Consider the following 16,849-nt stretch of genomic DNA (forward strand, 5'->3'; position numbering starts at 1 on the left):
ATATATCCTACCTGTATAGGGAATTAAACGACAAAATAGTTAAAAAATCAACGGCGATTTACAGGAGTTTAGGGAAATCCATGGGATTTTTTGGGGAATGTACGAAAAGTAAGAAAAAAAAATGAACAAAATGCCCTGAAAACAGTAAACAAGAGCATTTGTATTACTTAGAACTCTTTTTGGAAACATGAGCAACTGCATTTCCAAAAACAAAATTTTGGAACCGTACATTTTGAAACCCAAGTTCGTTTAAAATGCCCGTTAAGGTTTCTTGGTCAGGGTAGGCTTTCGATGAATGAGGTAGGTAATCAAACATCTCATTTTCCTTTCCATAGAGCAAATACCCAAATAAAGGAACAATTTTGAAAAAATAAAAGTCAGCAAAGAATTTTAGGAATTTAGGTCTCACTCGTCCTACATCCAAATTCACGAAGACTCCACCTTGCTTTAATACTCGTTTGATTTCGAGTAGGCATTTCCCAATATCAGAAACATTCCGTAGGCCAAAGCCCATCGTCACAATGTCAAAACTACCATCTGCAAACTGACTTAAGTCCATGGCATCGCCAACAAGGAGTGTCACTTTTGGGTCTTTTGGAATTTTGTGGATGGCAAAGGACAACATCTTTTCTGAAAAATCAAGACCAACTACTTTTTCTAGGTTTGGATCTTGGGAGAGACGAAGAGTGATGTCTCCTGTCCCACAACAGAGGTCTAGGGCAGATTTGGCGAAAGGAACGCTCTTTTTGGCTTCTCTCACCACCCAATCCTTCCAAATACGATGTAGAAAGAAACTATTCCAATCATTGAACCGATCGTAGGCTTTGGCGATTCCATCAAAATTAGTTCTTACATATTCCGGTTTCTTTTCTTGGGATGGCAGTTGGTATTGGTTCATAGAGGTCGATACATCCATGAATTGGACATTTTCAATTCCCGCAATTTTGATTTTTATTCTGCTTTTTTGTTTTTCGCTGACTTCCTTCTTTTTTTTCTTCCGATTGGTTCTTGGACTTCGGAAATTAGAAGATCGTAGCTTTCGTTTGGAGTTATTTCCTAAAGAACCAACCGATGCTGAATTGGAATTATTCTTTTCTCCTTTGGAAAGAACCATTCATTGGCTACCAACCATAGCTTCCCTTTCTATGCTTCTCGGGCTTCTTGGAACTGTGATTGGAATTAATTCTGCTTTTGGTGCTATGGAATCACAAGGTAAAGTGAGTTTAGAAGTACTTGCGGGTGGAATTAAAGATGCTTTGAATACAACCATTGTTGGATTACTTGTTGCAATTCCTGCTTTATACTTTCACAGGTTTGGGGAAAATAAAATTCGTTATATTTCGGAACTTTTGGTAAAAGATTTTTCAAATTCGAAATGAAACTGCGTAAATCCAGCTCAAATTCCTCCATTGACATTAGTAGTTTGATTGATGTATTATTCATTTTACTAATTTTTTTAATGTTAGCTGTTCGGTTTACGGAAACAACTTCTACTTTACAACTTGACCTTCCCAAAACTCAAACAGATTCCATTGGAGAGGAGTCACCCAAGTTTAAAATCCAAATCAATCATTTAGGCCTCATTTACATTGATGGAAAAGAAACTGGGAAAGAATTGTTAACCGATGTAATTCCAAAAAATGAAGATGGAAAATCTAGAATCGTTTTAGAAGTGGATAAAAAAGTTGAATTTCAGTTTTTTGTTTTGGTAACCGATTTATTAAAATCGAAAGGTTATCAAAAGATAGACATCGTTACTCTGAAAGATTAGAAGACTGCAATAAATCGATTAAAAATTTATACCTTTTGTTTTGAACTTTTTGTTCTAGGATTTTTTTCCCTCTATCTTCTGTTTGGATTCCGTTCAAAACCCCTGTTAACAATCCAAAGTTTTGGATTCGAATCAGTTTCAGAATTTCACGTTTTAGTTCTGGAGAAGATGCATTCAAAAAACTTTGGACAAATTCTTCCTCAGACTCTTCTTGTTTTTCTGTTTGTATGATCTCATCCGTATGAGTTGGTCCAAGTTTTGATTTTTGTTTTAATCCTTCTGGAACTATTTGTAATCTGGTTAGCGGAATTTCAAAAGAAAATTCAGAACCGACCCCCACAAAACTTTTTAAATGAATGCTGCCTCCCATAAATTCAACTAACTGTTGGCAGATGGAAAGACCAAGCCCGGTCCCTTCTTTATAGGAACTGCCCTGTTCGGTTTGTTGAAAGGCTTCAAAAATCGAATGTAATTGATCACTTGGGATTCCGATTCCAGTGTCTTTCACAATGAATCGAACTGAATCAAACGTTTGTTCGGGATTATTCTCAATTTTGATTTCCAAACTCACGGAACCTTGGTTTGTGAATTTTAATGCGTTCCCAAGTAAATTAACAAGTATTTGGCGTATTTTTTGTAAATCAGCTTCATAATAACCAAACTTGATACTTTCAGCACCAATTAATTCAAAACTAATAGATTTTTCTGCAAAACGATACGAAAACATTGAAAACAAAGTATCCCAAAGTTGGACAAGAGAAAAAGGTTCGCGGGTTTCTGTCATTTTACCTGCTTCGATTTTTGCCAGATCCAGAATGTCATTGATCATTCCCAGTAAATGAACTCCGTTTTCATAGAGAGAGTTTACATAACCTTTTAAGTGTCCTGGAAGGTTGGGATCTTTCTCCAAAATCTGAGAAAATCCAATCACCGCATGGAGGGGAGTCCTTAGTTCATGAGTGATTTTTGAGAAAAATACAGACTTGGAACGGTTCGCTTTGATTGCTGCTTCCACAGCTTTTTGTAATCTTTTATTCTGTAATTGAATTTTTTGTGAGTAGTCGTTTAATTTGTCTTCGGCGATTTTTCTATCAGTGATATCGAATACGGTAGATTTACTGATGATAAAGTTCCCGTTTTTGTCGAAGGTTGCAATAGAATTTAAACTAATAAAAAAAGTTGATTTGTCTTTTCTGACAAACTCTAGTTCAACTCCTGTTAGATTTTCGTTGGGGAAGGAATTAGTAATGAGTTTGTATTTTTCCTGGCTACTTTCGGTCATTAAATCGTTAAATTTATAATTACCAACAACTTCTTCTCTAGTATAACCGAGCCAATCAAGTTCCGTGTCGTTAATGGAAACAATGATATTATCTTTATCAAGTGAATGATAACCACAAGGAGCATTGTTATAGAGGTCTAATATCCTTTCATAGGATTTCATTAGATTTTCTTCTGCAATTTTGCGGTTAGTGATATCATTTCCGATAGATAACACTTCGTATGGATATCCAAATTCGTTTTTTAGAATTCGGTTCGACCAAGTGACTGTACGTTTATCACTTTCGCCGATGAAAACATCATATTCTTGGCGAATGTTGTGTTCTGGCCTATGAAAGATATTCCACAATTGTGATTTAACTTCGTTGGACTTTTCCATCGGAATTTGAAATAAATCCAAAACCACGTCTTTCCCTTCTGCTAAATCTTTTGTGGTTTGAAAGAATTCTTCTGCGTAAGGATTGATGGAATGAATTTTAAAGTCCGGACTCCAGCGAATGATGATGGAATTAGCTGTGTCGTAGATATCTTGGTATTGTTTTTCTTTTTCTCTGATGGTGCGTTCAATTTCTTCTGAGTTACTTAAATTTTTCCTAAAAAGGATAAGTCTCAGTTTTTTTTCTTTTTTCAACGCAAAATAATAGTAGTAGGTAAGTAGTAGTGATCCAATCACAATGAGAATTGTAAGGATTTCAAAAATCATTTGATTTCCAACAATAACATGGTCATATCGTCCGCAACTTTGCCACCAGAGAAATTCAAAACTTCAGTTTGAACAGATTCGAGAAACTCTTTTGAGGTGAGGTGGACTCTTGTTTCGATTAGAGTCAGAAATTTTTGATCACCAAGGTAATCTTCTTTTTCATTTGGAACTTCAAACATACCATCAGAAAAAAGAAACAACCGATCCCCCGACTTTAAAAAGATATCTTCATTTTCTGCATTGAGTTGGTCAGGGAACATCATCAGACAGAAACCTTTGGTTCCTAGTTTGATGATATTTCCTTCGCGGATCAGGAACATATTGTGATGTCCTGCCATAGAGTAAGATAACAAATTTTCTTCTGCTTTGTATCTTAGATAGATGGCACTAATAAAGTGAGTGTTAATGAGGGGAGTGAGGGTATTATGAATCCAATACAGACTTTCACTTGGAGATAAAAAAGATTTGTCCATGGTTTTGAAAGTGATGATTGCCATAAGTGATACCATGGCTGCTGCAATCCCATGACCTGTCACATCTCCAAACAAAATGTCTAAGTCACCGGAAGGTAAGAGGTCATAAGTGATTAGGTCTCCACCTACTAATTCCATTGGCTGATAAGAGGTATAAATTTGGTAGAGAGGTGAAGGGGGAAATTGGAACGTTACTAAGTTTTCCTGGTTAGATTTCGCAAGTTCGAGGTCTTTTCGGATTGCTTGTAATAAGTCGATTCTTTCTTTTTCTAAAGTTTTGATTTTGATATGAGTTCGTATCCTGGCTAGGATTTCCGATTCTTGAAATGGTTTTGTGATATAATCAACGGCTCCGGTTTCCAATCCTTTGACAATATCACTCGTTTCGTTTAAGGCTGATAAAAATAAGATGGGAGTATTTTTGGATTTCTCCATAGCGAGGAGTCGCTTCGCAACCTCAAGACCACTGAGTCCAGGTAATAAAATATCGAGTAAAATTAAGTCAAAATCTAATACTTCTGCCAACTCCAAAGCATATTCCCCGTCATAGGCAACGGCGACTTCATATCCTTGGGCAAGTAAAATATGAGTGATAATTTCAATATTGGTTTCATTATCATCTACAACCAAAATCTTTGTGGCTAGTTTTGTGTGCACAATTCATGAAGGATTGGGTGGAAAAAACATTTGGCAAGAGATTTTTGAATTAGTTTGATTCTGAAAGATAAGAGAAATGAAAAAGATCATCCATATTGATATGGACGCATTTTATGCTTCTGTGGAACAAAGAGACTTCCCGGAGATGCGAGGAAAACCCGTCGTTGTTGGCGGATCGCCGCATTCTAGGGGGGTTGTCTGTGCTGCCAGTTATGAAGCAAGAAAATTTGGAGTTCGCTCTGCCATCTCATGTTTCCAAGCCTATAAACTTTGTCCAGATGCTATCTTTACCAAACCCCGATTTGATGTTTATAAATCTGTCTCTAAAGAAATTCGTAATATATTCTTAGAATATACAGATCTTGTTGAACCTTTGTCTTTGGACGAAGCCTATCTGGACGTAACTTCTAATAAATTAGATATCCCACTTGCCAGTACCATTGCCAAAGAGATTAGAAAAAAAGTTTTTGAACAAACGGGACTTACTTGTTCGGCAGGTGTGGCCCAGAATAAATTTTTAGCGAAGATGGCTTCCGAAAAGAATAAACCTAACGGACTTTATGTGGTTCTGCCTGGTGAAGAAGAAAAATTTTTAAACGATTTACCACTATACAGCTTTCACGGGATTGGAAAAAAAACATATGAACGTCTTTCCTCTTTGGGTTTTACCAAGGGCTCTGATTTACGAAAGGTAGAGGAAGCATTTTTAATCAGGGAATTTGGAAAAATGGGAGCCGTTTTTTACCGAATGGCAAGGGGAATGGATGATAGGGAAGTTATCCCGTTTCGAGATCCCAAATCGATTGGAGTGGAAACAACTTTTTCACATGATTCTGCGGATTTTGCTTATTTGTTACTCACGTTAGAGACTTTATCTAAAGAACTCGAATTAAGAATGGGTCGTAAGAACAAACAAGGAAAAACACTCACTCTGAAAATCAAATTTGAAGATTTTACAGTGAAACAAAAATCTATTTCTTCCGATTCTGTTTTCTACTTGGCAGACAACCTTTTCCAGCAATCCTCGAACCTATTGGCAACAGTATGGAAGGAAAACACGGATCCAGTTCGGAAAATAAGACTTCTGGGAATTTCTGTGACCAACTTTTCTTATGATACAACAAATGAGGACCAACCTTCACTCTTCGGTTAAACTATGTTAGATAATGAAAATGATTTAGAATCTCTCGGACCTTTACAAGTACTCCGAGTTCAAGGTGACCCAGATGCACCTACAGTTGTGATGTTCCATGGTTATGGAGCCAGTGCTTTTGATTTATATCCCATTCATGAAGTTTTAGTCACAGATCAAAAGTTCAATTGGGTTTTCCCACATGGGCATTTAAGTGTCCCTTTAATGCCCGGTTATTCAGGTCGTGCTTGGTTTCCCATTGATATGGCAGCATTAGAAGAGGCAATTCGTAAAAACGATTTTAGAAATTTTGCGGATAAAGATCCTGAAGGTATGGATGTTGCTAGGCAAGCCGCTTATCTTATGTTAGATGCTCTTGGGGTTCCTTGGAACAACTTAATTTTAGGTGGGTTTTCGCAAGGTGCTATGCTTGCCACAGACCTAACACTGAGAAAAGAAGAATTATCAAAAGGTCTTACGATTCTCTCGGGTGCTTTAGTGAACGAATCTCTATGGAAAGAACTCGCTCCCAAAAAATCTGCGTTAAGGTTTTTTCAATCGCATGGAGAATTTGATCCTATTCTAGGTTATGCGAATGCGAAAAAACTGGAAAAGTTACTTCGTAATTCTGGGCTTATTGGCGAATTCATTGCATTTAACGGTGGTCATGAAATCCCAGCACCTGTCATCCAAGGCCTTAGTCGTTATTTGAATAGTTTGTCGTAAATTTTCTTATACACAAAAACTTTTGAGTCTGTCTAAATTAACGGGTGGTGTTATGAAACAGTTTTGTATTGTTTTCCTTTGTATTGGTTTATACCAAGGGGCTTCTGCCCAAAGTTTTGATCATAAACATAGTGTTTGGGACTCCCTTGTCAAAAAACATGTTAAAAATGGATTAGTCTCTTACAAAGGAATTAAGTCTGAAGAAGTTTCCTTAAGTCAGTATTTAGAATCCCTTTCGAAAGTTTCCGAGACACAGTTCCAAGGATTTACGGAAAAAGAAAAAATTGGGTTTTTTATCAACGCATACAATGCATTCACCGTGAAATTGATTTTAGATCATTATCCGATTGAGAGTATTACTGATATTGGAACCCCTTTTTCAAAAATCAATTTAGCCCGAGGAATTCCTTGGAAAAAAGATTTTTTTTCTCTTCTTGGGAAATCAAGGAATTTGGATTGGATTGAACATGAAAAACTGCGGAAGGATTTTAATGAACCAAGAATTCATTTTGCCATCGTTTGTGCATCGATTGGTTGTCCTAATTTAGTTTCCGAGGCCTATACTCCCAACGCTTTAGAGAAACAACTCCAACAAGCAAAACTTGGGTTTCTAAAGAATCCAAAAAAGAATTCTTATGATAAAGTAACGAACACTTTGTACTTAAGTAAGATTTTTAATTGGTTCCAGACAGATTTTACTAAAAAAACAACTCTCATTCAATATTTGCAAGAAGGGTTTGACGAAACCATCAAACCAGATGCCAAAATTGTTTATAACGAATACAATTGGGATTTGAACGAACAAAAATAAAAAGCTAAAGATCGAACTATAAGATCTCGGGAGAGATGGATTTAAGTTTTATGTGATGAGTTCAAATTCGTAAGTGATTTTTGCCGTTTTTTCTAATGTTTTGGCAACAGAACAGTATTTCTCTAAGCTGAGATCGATAGCACGTCGAACTTGTTCTTCTTTAAAATCACCTTGTATTTTGAATTTCATATGGATATTTTTAAAAAGATTGGCTTCTTCTACTTTTTCTCTATCGGCATCGACTTCGACTGAGTAGTCTTTTACTTCGATTCTATGTTTTGCAAGGATCATTAAAACATCAATGCTACTGCAACCAGCAAGGCCCATAATCAAAAGTTCCATAGGTCTTGGACCAGAATTTTTTCCACCGATTTCTGGCGAGGCATCAATACGGATGGAATTACCGGACTCGTTCTGTGCTTCTAAAACATAAGGGGATTCAATGCGATTCAGTTTGATATTCATAAAATTTAGACTAAAAAAACAAAACGAAGCGGGCCAAAGACCCGCTATCTTAAAAACTACATATTTGGTTGTGGAGTGTAACGTAAATAAGGTTTGATCGTTTTAAACCCTTTAGGGAATTTTTTCTTTGCATCTTCATCAGAAACAGATGGAACGATGATTGTGTCTTCTCCATCTTTCCAGTTAGCAGGAGTTGCCACACTGAACTGTGAAGTGAGTTGTAAAGAATCAATCACTCGTAAAAGTTCATCAAAGTTTCTTCCTGTGGACGCAGGGTAAGTGATGGTTAACTTCACTTTTTTATCTGGTCCTACAACAAAGACAGAACGAACTGTAGTGGTTTCGCTAGCATTGGGGTGAATCATATCATAAAGATTGGATACTTTACGATCTGCATCGGCAATGATAGGGTAGTTTACTGTAGTTCCTTGTGTTTCGTTGATATCAGAGATCCAACCTTTATGGCTGTCAACAGGGTCAACAGAAAGTGCGAGCACTTTCACATTTCGTTTTTCAAACTCAGGTTTGATTTTGGCTACATATCCAAGTTCTGTTGTACAAACTGGAGTGTAGTCTTTGGGGTGAGAAAATAAAATCCCCCAACCTTGTCCTAAATATTCATGAAAGTCAATTTTGCCTTCAGAGGTTTCTGCTTGAAAATTGGGTGCTTCGTCGCCTAAACGTAGTGCCATGGTAAGTCTCCTGTAAGATCGGTTATTCCAATTCTAAAAATCTTGTCCAAAAAGGCAAGAATTTGTTACACTTTATTGGATGAAATTTCCAGTTTATTGAAATTTTTCGCAGATTTCCTACTTTTTCGTCCTGGTGAAAGCCCCGTCCCAATCTGGCTCTGGGGGAATTTCGAGGTAGTATTGGCAGCGTTCCCACAGGAGTTTGCAGGCTTCATCACCGTTTGTGGTGAGAAGGGTGTAGAATTTTTTGCCTGCTTCTTCAAATTTTCGGTTTAAATAGGAGAAAAGGGCTGCCTCATAGGTCTCCACAAAGTGACGATCTTCTTCCGTCTCCTCTCCTTTTTTACACCTGATTTCGTAAAGGGTGACAGGTTTAGTTTTCCCTTTCACTCGAACAATGTCCAATTTCCTTGTAAAAAAATGATCTTTGATTTCATCCTGAACATATTCGGAAACTAAAATGCTGACACCATAATCTTTTCCTGCTGCTTCCAAACGAGCCGCTAAATTGACTGTATCTCCCATCATGGTATAAGAAGCTAAAGCATCCGTTCCCATAAATCCAACTTTCGCATAACCCATATTTAGTCCAATACGGAACTTCATCGTATGGGCTTCCGGGATGTATTTATGATTTGTGATCCATTCTGTTTTTAAAACTTCCAGTTTGTCCCGCATGGCAACGCTGGCAGAAACTGCTTTCAGACAATGGTTTTCTACATCGAGTGGGGCATTAAAAACTCCAACGATTGCATCTCCGATGTACTTATCCAAAACACCATCATGTTGTTTGAGAATGATGGTCATAGCAGATAAGTATTCGTTGAGTAAATCTGCGAGTTCTTTGGAGTTTAGTTTTTCAGAGATGGTGCTAAATCCTGCGATATCGGAAAAGAAAGCAGTGATGATCTTTTCACTTCCTTGTTTTAGTTTTTCTAAATCTTTGAGAGCTTCCCCCACCACAACTGGGTCTACCATACTACCGAGGACACCACGCATTTTTTCCCGATCTTTTAATCCCGACACCATCTGGTTGAGTGCCACTGTTAAATTTCCAAATTCATCATTCCCACCATCATCGAAGTGAACATTGAGATTTCCTTGACCTACATCTTCCGCACTACGAATGATCTTTCTAATTTTTTGAACTACCACACCTGAAATAAAAATAGCAAAGACAATCGCCACCAAACAGATCGTTATGGCGGTGAACACAATTTGATTTCTGTTGTCTTTGATGGCTCGAATTCCATCAGTTCTATCCACAAGGGTGCGGATGAGTCCAGAGAGGTTATCGCGTAATACTAGGTTGGGCACATTTTCTGATTCTAAAAGATGTGTTCCATCTAACTTCCACATGATTTCTTCGGATTCACTTCGGGAATGGCCAAAACTCCCATCGGGAAAAAGTTTTTTTAATTCTTTTGTGGGTGTTTCTTGTTCGGCAGAACTAATCCATTTACGGATGGCCTTCCAGCGATTCCTTTGAATTTCTCTAGAATCAGGGTCTTGGTAATAACGTTCATATTCGGTGGGATCTGTTTTGAATTTCATCAAAACCCAATCCTCCAAAGTGACATCACGCAAACTCCTTAGTGATTCAATTTTTTCCCAATTTTCTAAAGGAATTGGATAGTTTTGGGTAACCTCATCAAAAATTTTATCTCTCTCGGAAATGAGTTCATTATAGGATTTATAAAAACTGGTGAAAAGTTTGTCCTTGGCTGGAGGGATAGGTGGTTTTGCATTTTTTAAAACCTGGATACGTTCTCTCAGTTTTGGAATGAGTTCTGTAAGTTGGCCTGTAATCCGATAGTCTTCTTTGATGACTTCTCGGTAGTCTCCTAAATTGGATTTAACACTACTTAGGTTAAAAGCTCTTTTTGTTGAATTCTGGTGCCGGAATAAGGGAGAGTGGAGGGCTTGGATTTCTCTATCTTGCCACTCATATACATATTGTTTTTCGTTTTCATCAAGAGAAGAAATATCATTTGAGAGTCGTTGGAAAGACTCTACCAAACTTTCTTCCATTTGGTCGAACTGATCAATCTTTGCTAGTGGAGAAGTGTCATCAATGATTTGTGTATCAAAGGAAGCAAGAGAGGTTTCTCCTTGGATCATTGCCGAAAGAGGGAAGGTTTGGATTCTAAAAAGTTGAGTATCCAGTCCCAGTTCTTCTAGTTTGCGTTTCTTAGAATCAGCATAGAACTTTGCAATGAAGAGGTCTAGTTGGGATTTATGATTTCGAATTTCTTTTTTTAGGTTTTTAACATTGGTTTCCCAATTTGTTTTTGCTTCTGGATCCTCAGGTGGGGTTTGTTTTTGTGTTTCTAAATATTTCTCTTCATTACGAACATAAGAAGATGCAAGATGAACTAAAGTGTTCCATTCTTTTTCACTGATATTTCGATTGGATGCTTCTCTCAGCTGTTGGCGAATTTCACGTTCTAAAACATCTACATCATCCTTTGTGAGATAAACGGAAAAAAACGTATCTACTTTCTTTACAACTTTAGATGTTCCCAGTGAGCCAAATAAATTCGTTTGGAATCCAAAAACAGAAACAGTTTTTTTCTGAGTCACCACTTTGGCGGTTCTGTATTTTTTGAGTTCTTCCCTTTGTTTTTCAATCCTTAACTTAAATTCTTCAATGCGGATTAAGTTTTGCGATATATTCTCAATCTCCATTACCAAACTTGCGATAAAATTTTTGGAAACAGCTGCTTGTTTTTCATAACTTTCGGATAGGATTGCCGTTTGTTGGCGAACGGTGATGATGGAAAGTAATAGGATAGTTAGGGCAATTAGAGTGCCCGTAAACCAAGCAAGTTTGGCTCTAATTCCTTCGGAAAGAATTTTCCAGACTACGGTAAGTCCAGATTGAATCATTTTAAAGAATTCCATAGGGATGGATGAAACATGAGACTATGAGTTTCCAAAGCAAGATTTTTTGTATTCCATTTGTTACTTTGTTAGGTGAAAAACGAAAAGACTTCTTGAGTCAGATTGTTTTTTCAATTTTGCTTGCTATTTTTGGCTTTGGTCGGTACTGTTTTTTTAGCAAATGTCCATCAATCGATTTGATTTACTCGCCATCGGGGGCGGTCCTGCCGCACAAAAAGCAGCCATCCAAGCAAGCAAAATGGGAAAAAAAGCAGCCATCATAGAAAAAGACCCTTACTTGGGTGGTGGTTGTGTCCATTACGGAACCATTCCTTCCAAATCCTTACAAGAAACAAGCCGGTTCTACCGGAACTTAAAATTGTCCAAACTGCATGGCCTTCAATCTCCCCAAACAGCAACCCTAACTTTACAAGAGCTGATGTTCCGTGCCTCCACAGTCATTGAAAAAGAAGAGGATGTGACTCGGGAACAAATGATTCAAAATCGTGTTACGACTCTCACCGGTTGGGGGAAGGTGATCGATGCCCACCATGTAGAAGTAACAGATTCTGCAGGAAGGAAAAAAGTCTACGAAACAGAAAACATCTTAATTGCTACGGGTAGTAGCCCTCGTAGACCTACCAATGAAAACATTCCCTTTGAAGACGGATTAATTTATGATAGCGATGGACTCTTCGCTATGAAAAAAATGCCAACGTCATTGGCTGTGGTGGGTGCTGGGATCATTGGATCAGAATATGCTACTATTTTTTCTCATATCGGTGTCCAAGTACATCTTTTTGATTCACAAAGTAGGATTCTTGGATTTTTGGATGAGGATATATCCAATGAAATGACTCGCATCATGCAACAATCGGGGATTTCTATTCATGTTGATTCTTCTATTACTAATTACAAAAAACTTCCGAACGATGAAGGATTTGAACTCACAACTAACAGAGGTGAAGTGGTTCGTGTTAACCAAGTTTTGATCTCTCGTGGTAGGTTAGGGAACGTGGACAATTTAGGTTTGGAGTCTGTTGGCATTGTCCCCAATGACCGAAAACAAATTTTAGTCAACGAAAACTACCAGACAAATGTTTCTAATATCTATGCTTGCGGTGATGTCATTGGATTTCCTAGTTTAGCATCGGTGTCGATGTACCAAGGAGCATACGTCGCCAAGCATATGTTTGGTCATCCATCGGTTCCAGTAGATTCGGAAGAATTTCCTATTGGAATTTATACCCTTCCAGAAATCGCAACCATTGGCCCTACCGAAGAAGCTCTCAAAGCGAGAGGAGTTTCTTATGGAGTGGGGATGGCTCGGTTTGATACCATCACACGTGCTCAGATCAGTGGGGACCAAGTGGGTCTTTTAAAAATCATTTTTGATAAACAAACGAGAAGGGTTCTTGGAGTCCATATCATTTCGGACAAGGCGACAGAGCTCATTGCTCTCGGACAATGTGTGGTGAATCTCAAGGCTCCCATTGAGTACTTCACCGAGCATATTTTTAACTATCCCACCATGATCGGAGCCTATAAAAATGCTGCGAATGACGCCCTATTAAGAGAAAAATAATATTGGTTTTATGAGAATCTGACCTTCCCCGGTTGTTTACTTTTACAGAGGGGAACGGGATTTTACTTGTCAGAGACTCGGTTTTACCAGCACATACAAGATTGTGTCAGACAAAGCTGTCTCTATGAGTCAAATTTATGAAAGAAGCCATAAGCGTATTTATGACTTCCTCTACAAGTACACTCAAAACGCGGACACGGCAATGGATTTGATGCAAGACAGCTTTCTCAGTTTCCATAAGCATTATAGCAATGCTGGCCTCTCAGAAGAGAAGTCCGTCATGGTTTTATATACAATTGCTCGCAATTTGTCGATTAATTATGCTAAAAAGTTTTCTACCACGAGAGAGATTGTTTCTGATGAAATTGAGTTTCATAGCCACAATCCAAAACTCGAAACCAAGGCAGAATACCAGGATTTAGAAGACCGACTTTATTCTTTTTTAGGGGAATTGTCGGAAGAAGAACGTTCTGCTTTGTTACTTAAGAATGTGGAAGGATTTCAGCTAGTGCAGATCGCTGAGATCTTAGGAGTATCGGTTTCTACTGCTTCCCGTTTGGTGATTAAAGCCACGGATAAGGTATTAGCCATAGCGAAGAGAGAAAACCTGGTACCGGACTAGATCAATGAACGAATTTGATAAGCAACATACAATCGCTAAATGGGAAGAGCTCTTACGGAAACCGGCAAAGGTAACAGAGACAAGGGAGTTCCCATCTTGGGAAACGGTTGCCAAACGAAGTATCCAATTCGAATACCTACCAGAAAAAAGTTCTAATTCCAATGTTGTTTCTTTTTTTCGAAGACCTTTAGGGCTTGCTGTTGTCGGAGGTTCTACGCTTTCTCTTGCCGCTGCGTTGTTTTTTGTTTTTCTGATGAATTCAAATCCATCAGAAACGAACCATTCTGATCTTGCAGTTGCCCCTGCAGCCAAAACAACCCAGGAAACCAGCTCTCCTTTAAAAGTCATCGTATCTTCCGTCAAAGGAAAAGTTTCTGTCCTTCCGAGAGGAAGTTCTCTATCGGTTCCTCTGGTAAAAAAATACCAATTGGCTTCTGGGGATGTAGTCATTACAGAAGGTTCTTCGCAAATTGATTTGGACTTTGAAACAGGGTCTTGGATGCGGATCACTCCCAATTCAGAAGTGGTGATGGACTTAATCGAAAAAACAAATGAAGCTCAGTCACAAAAGTTTTCTGTTAAAAAAGGGAAGTTATTTGCTTCCGTTTCCAAACTTTCTAAAGACAGCCAGTTTGTAGTTCAAGCAGGTGAGCATCTGACTCAAGTTAGAGGAACTGTATTTAGTGTGCAGTTTGATGGGAAATCTGAGGTTGTTGCCGTTCGAGAGGGTTCAGTGGCTGTTGGTGATCTGATACTCACTTCAAAACAACAAACGGTTATCGAACTTGGGGAGCCAGTGCCTAGTTCAGCCACACCTGTCAGTCCCAAAGAGGATAAGGAACTCAAAGCTTTCCAAACCCAAACGATTTTGGCTCGCGAATCGATGCTATACGAAGAACATGCAAGATTAGAACTAGTACGATTGGAGGATGGCACAGAACTCCGCGGAGTAATCCTAGGTCAGTCAGAAACCCATTTACACTTTCAAGGATTGGATGGTCTTATCGAAATCCCGATCCAAAAAATATTAGAAACAGAAAAAATTCGTTAAATTTTATAAGTTTTTGACAATATAGTCATTTCCTGAGAGTCTCATCTCGAAGCCCACATTGGGTGATATAAGGATATCATGCCACAAAATCATAAAAAGACCTTTCGTTTTCACTACCTTATTGATAAAGAATTCCAGTTAAAGTTTTTAGCTCATTATTCTCTTTTGTTTATCTCCGGGGTGCTTGTGACTTTAGGTTTTCTCTACTGGTTGAACCAGTCGAAATATGATGGTGGCGCGGTGTTTCGACTTCGCCAAGATGCGCAAACGGTATTTTGGAACGTTGAAAATGAGGATGCAGCACCAGGCGAAGCAAAAGAGAAATTCGTTCCTAGGGAGATTTACCTTCCTAATTATGACCACCAGTTGAATATGTATACCATTCAATTCGATGCAGTGGTGACTCTTTCTGTATTGTACTTACTTTTGATTACTGTCTTTTCTGTTTTTAAATCTCATAAAATGGCAGGTCCCGTTTTTAGTATCAAACGTTCTTTGCAAAGGATGGCAACAGGAGAACCCATTGAAACCATTCGGATTCGAAAGGGAGACGAGTTCCAAGAGCTTGTGGAAGTCCTGAACGAGGTAATTCAAAAACGCGTGAGCGCTGCCAGAAAATAAATCAACATAATTAAACTATGTCTCATGTCCCCCGAAGAGCCCCCGCCCTGAATTGGGTGGTGGAGGCGGGCTTGTGGGCTAAATTTCCGAAAACCACACCTAACAGAAATCCACAATCTCTTCAAGCCCGACACTCAAAACCCAAGTTTTTATTTAAATTAGTTCATAGTTTGAGTTCCGTTCCCATATAGGAAACAACCCAATCTTACTGGATTTTATGGAATATGAACCATCCAAGGTAACTCATTGGTAAATACGCCGCACCTAAATCCAAAATAATAAACCAAAGGGGGGACGGAAGCATTAGAATATTGATGATTCCACCTAACAAAAAGAAAAGTCTGCAGACTAAAGAGTGTATCAGTTTTATTGCATAGATTGAAAAATTAATATTAAAAAATTTAAAGTAGTGGCTACCGCTACTCTGAGATTATTGCATTTGTTAGATTTTTTTTCTTAAAAAAACAGCAAATGTACTTCGGGAATTTTACCTTATATTTTTGATTTACATTGACCATTAAAGATTAGAAAAATAAGCTAATCACAGTTTGTTGGAATTGTTTTAATTTTTGTTAAGCTTATATTCCTACATACAGAAAATTTTTTAATTAAAGGGTTATATGAAAATAGTTAAAGTTTTGTTTATTTTGAGTGTATCTTTTTTACTTTTAAATTGCGAAGATAAAAAAGATACCGCATGTGCTGAAGATATTGTTTGTTCTTACTTATTGGTTAACTCGACTGTCAAAGGTAATTTATACATTACTGCTTCGACTGGTGCTGTAAATAATGCAGGAACTTACACTGTCACCGTTCATAGCGCAGAAAATTGTGCAGATACAGCTATTAAAACTTCTAGTTTTAGTGAGTCAGGTTCCAAAATGTCTGAATTTTATTTGTCTAGTTTCTCAACGAATGCAACATACTCAGTTAAGGCTTCTGCTGGTGGAACTACGCTTTGTTCAACATCGTTTGCGTATAGCATAGACAAACAAACGGTGAATTGCCGAATTGCTGCCTCTGCCATTACATGTAATTAAAAGTCAAACTCTAGTTACGATTGAATTCTCTTTTCTCTGGTACTCCAATCAAACCAGAGCAAAGGGGATTCAAAAATCTTCACAAAGAATACAATCGAATTTTCTTCGTTTTAATTTTTCGCCTTTTTTGTTCTAGATTGCAATTCAGGAGCCAATGGCGAGGCGCATTAGATGATCACCCGGTCAGATTTATGGATAGTATATCAATACAATATGCAAGACTAGTATTTCTCTGTAGATTCTTACGTGATGCAGTGAGCAACTCGACTTGATTCAAAAAAATAGCATCCAAACATAAGATTGTTTCTTCAAAACCTTGGTATTCAAAGTTAACGA

At 37.9% G+C, this 16,849-nt stretch carries 16 protein-coding genes; 10 read left to right on the top strand and 6 right to left on the bottom strand.

All coding sequences use genetic code 11. The features are described from left to right. Window positions 1-163: 163 nt before the first annotated feature. Window positions 164-898: a ubiquinone/menaquinone biosynthesis methyltransferase gene (locus CH361_RS16810; RefSeq protein ID WP_100791974.1), complete on the bottom strand. Its 735-nt coding sequence runs from the start codon at window positions 896-898 to the stop codon at window positions 164-166. Between the two features lie 16 nt (window positions 899-914). On the opposite strand from CH361_RS16810, the gene CH361_RS16815 reads away from it, so the two are divergent. Then, complete coding sequence (locus CH361_RS16815) at window positions 915-1,379, top strand: MotA/TolQ/ExbB proton channel family protein (protein WP_208861459.1); 465 nt, start codon at window positions 915-917, stop codon at window positions 1,377-1,379. Further along, window positions 1,376-1,771, top strand: coding sequence for an ExbD/TolR family protein (locus CH361_RS16820; protein ID WP_100791976.1), 396 nt, complete (start codon window positions 1,376-1,378; stop codon window positions 1,769-1,771). The genes CH361_RS16815 and CH361_RS16820 overlap by 4 nt, the downstream gene beginning before the upstream one ends. On the opposite strand, the gene CH361_RS16825 is transcribed toward CH361_RS16820, so the two are convergent. Next, complete coding sequence (locus CH361_RS16825) at window positions 1,755-3,755, bottom strand: PAS domain-containing sensor histidine kinase (RefSeq protein WP_100791977.1); 2,001 nt, start codon at window positions 3,753-3,755, stop codon at window positions 1,755-1,757. The two genes, CH361_RS16820 and CH361_RS16825, sit on opposite strands and share 17 nt — an antisense overlap. Then, window positions 3,752-4,885: a PP2C family protein-serine/threonine phosphatase gene (locus CH361_RS16830; RefSeq protein WP_208861460.1), complete on the bottom strand. Its 1,134-nt coding sequence runs from the start codon at window positions 4,883-4,885 to the stop codon at window positions 3,752-3,754. The genes CH361_RS16825 and CH361_RS16830 overlap by 4 nt, the downstream gene beginning before the upstream one ends. A gap of 76 nt (window positions 4,886-4,961) precedes the next feature. Between CH361_RS16830 and dinB the strand changes: the two genes are divergently transcribed. From dinB to CH361_RS16845, 3 genes are read left to right on the top strand one after another with little or no spacing between them, the layout of a single operon-like run. Then, on the top strand, window positions 4,962-6,038 hold the full coding sequence (dinB, locus tag CH361_RS16835; RefSeq protein WP_100791979.1) for a DNA polymerase IV: 1,077 nt from the start codon (window positions 4,962-4,964) through the stop codon (window positions 6,036-6,038). 3 nt (window positions 6,039-6,041) lie between these two features. Then, window positions 6,042-6,743, top strand: coding sequence for an alpha/beta hydrolase (locus CH361_RS16840; protein ID WP_100791980.1), 702 nt, complete (start codon window positions 6,042-6,044; stop codon window positions 6,741-6,743). 52 nt (window positions 6,744-6,795) lie between these two features. After that, complete coding sequence (locus tag CH361_RS16845; RefSeq protein ID WP_100791981.1) at window positions 6,796-7,554, top strand: DUF547 domain-containing protein; 759 nt, start codon at window positions 6,796-6,798, stop codon at window positions 7,552-7,554. 48 nt (window positions 7,555-7,602) lie between these two features. Here the strand turns inward: CH361_RS16845 and CH361_RS16850 are convergent, their stop codons facing one another. The 3 genes from CH361_RS16850 to CH361_RS16860 form a co-directional block, all read right to left on the bottom strand. Beyond that, window positions 7,603-8,019, bottom strand: coding sequence for an OsmC family protein (locus tag CH361_RS16850; RefSeq protein ID WP_100791982.1), 417 nt, complete (start codon window positions 8,017-8,019; stop codon window positions 7,603-7,605). Window positions 8,020-8,075: 56 nt separating this feature from the next. After that, window positions 8,076-8,711, bottom strand: coding sequence for a peroxiredoxin (locus CH361_RS16855; protein WP_100791983.1), 636 nt, complete (start codon window positions 8,709-8,711; stop codon window positions 8,076-8,078). Between the two features lie 117 nt (window positions 8,712-8,828). After that, window positions 8,829-11,600, bottom strand: coding sequence for an adenylate/guanylate cyclase domain-containing protein (locus CH361_RS16860; protein ID WP_100792004.1), 2,772 nt, complete (start codon window positions 11,598-11,600; stop codon window positions 8,829-8,831). 175 nt (window positions 11,601-11,775) lie between these two features. On the opposite strand from CH361_RS16860, the gene sthA reads away from it, so the two are divergent. The 5 genes from sthA (at window position 11,776) to CH361_RS16885 (ending at window position 16,513) form a co-directional block, all read left to right on the top strand. Continuing rightward, entirely contained in the window at window positions 11,776-13,179 is a 1,404-nt protein-coding gene (gene sthA / locus CH361_RS16865; RefSeq protein ID WP_100791984.1) for a Si-specific NAD(P)(+) transhydrogenase, read from the top strand. Window positions 13,180-13,303: 124 nt separating this feature from the next. After that, a complete protein-coding gene (locus CH361_RS16870; RefSeq protein ID WP_100791985.1) occupies window positions 13,304-13,801 on the top strand; it encodes an RNA polymerase sigma factor in 498 nt (165 codons plus the stop codon). A gap of 4 nt (window positions 13,802-13,805) precedes the next feature. Next, the gene (locus tag CH361_RS16875; RefSeq protein WP_100791986.1) at window positions 13,806-14,852 is read left to right on the top strand and encodes a FecR domain-containing protein; all 1,047 of its coding nucleotides are present in this window, start codon (window positions 13,806-13,808) and stop codon (window positions 14,850-14,852) included. Window positions 14,853-14,930: 78 nt separating this feature from the next. Further along, window positions 14,931-15,473 carry a hypothetical protein gene (locus CH361_RS16880; protein WP_100791987.1) on the top strand — a complete coding sequence of 181 codons (543 nt, stop codon included), beginning with the start codon at window positions 14,931-14,933 and terminating at the stop codon, window positions 15,471-15,473. 620 nt (window positions 15,474-16,093) lie between these two features. Further along, window positions 16,094-16,513 (top strand): hypothetical protein, encoded by a 420-nt coding sequence (locus CH361_RS16885; protein ID WP_100791988.1) that lies wholly within the window; start codon window positions 16,094-16,096, stop codon window positions 16,511-16,513. The last annotated feature ends 336 nt before the right edge of the window (window positions 16,514-16,849 follow it).

Origin of the sequence: Leptospira brenneri (assembly GCF_002812125.1) — a bacterium.
GTDB lineage: Bacteria > Spirochaetota > Leptospiria > Leptospirales > Leptospiraceae > Leptospira_A > Leptospira_A brenneri.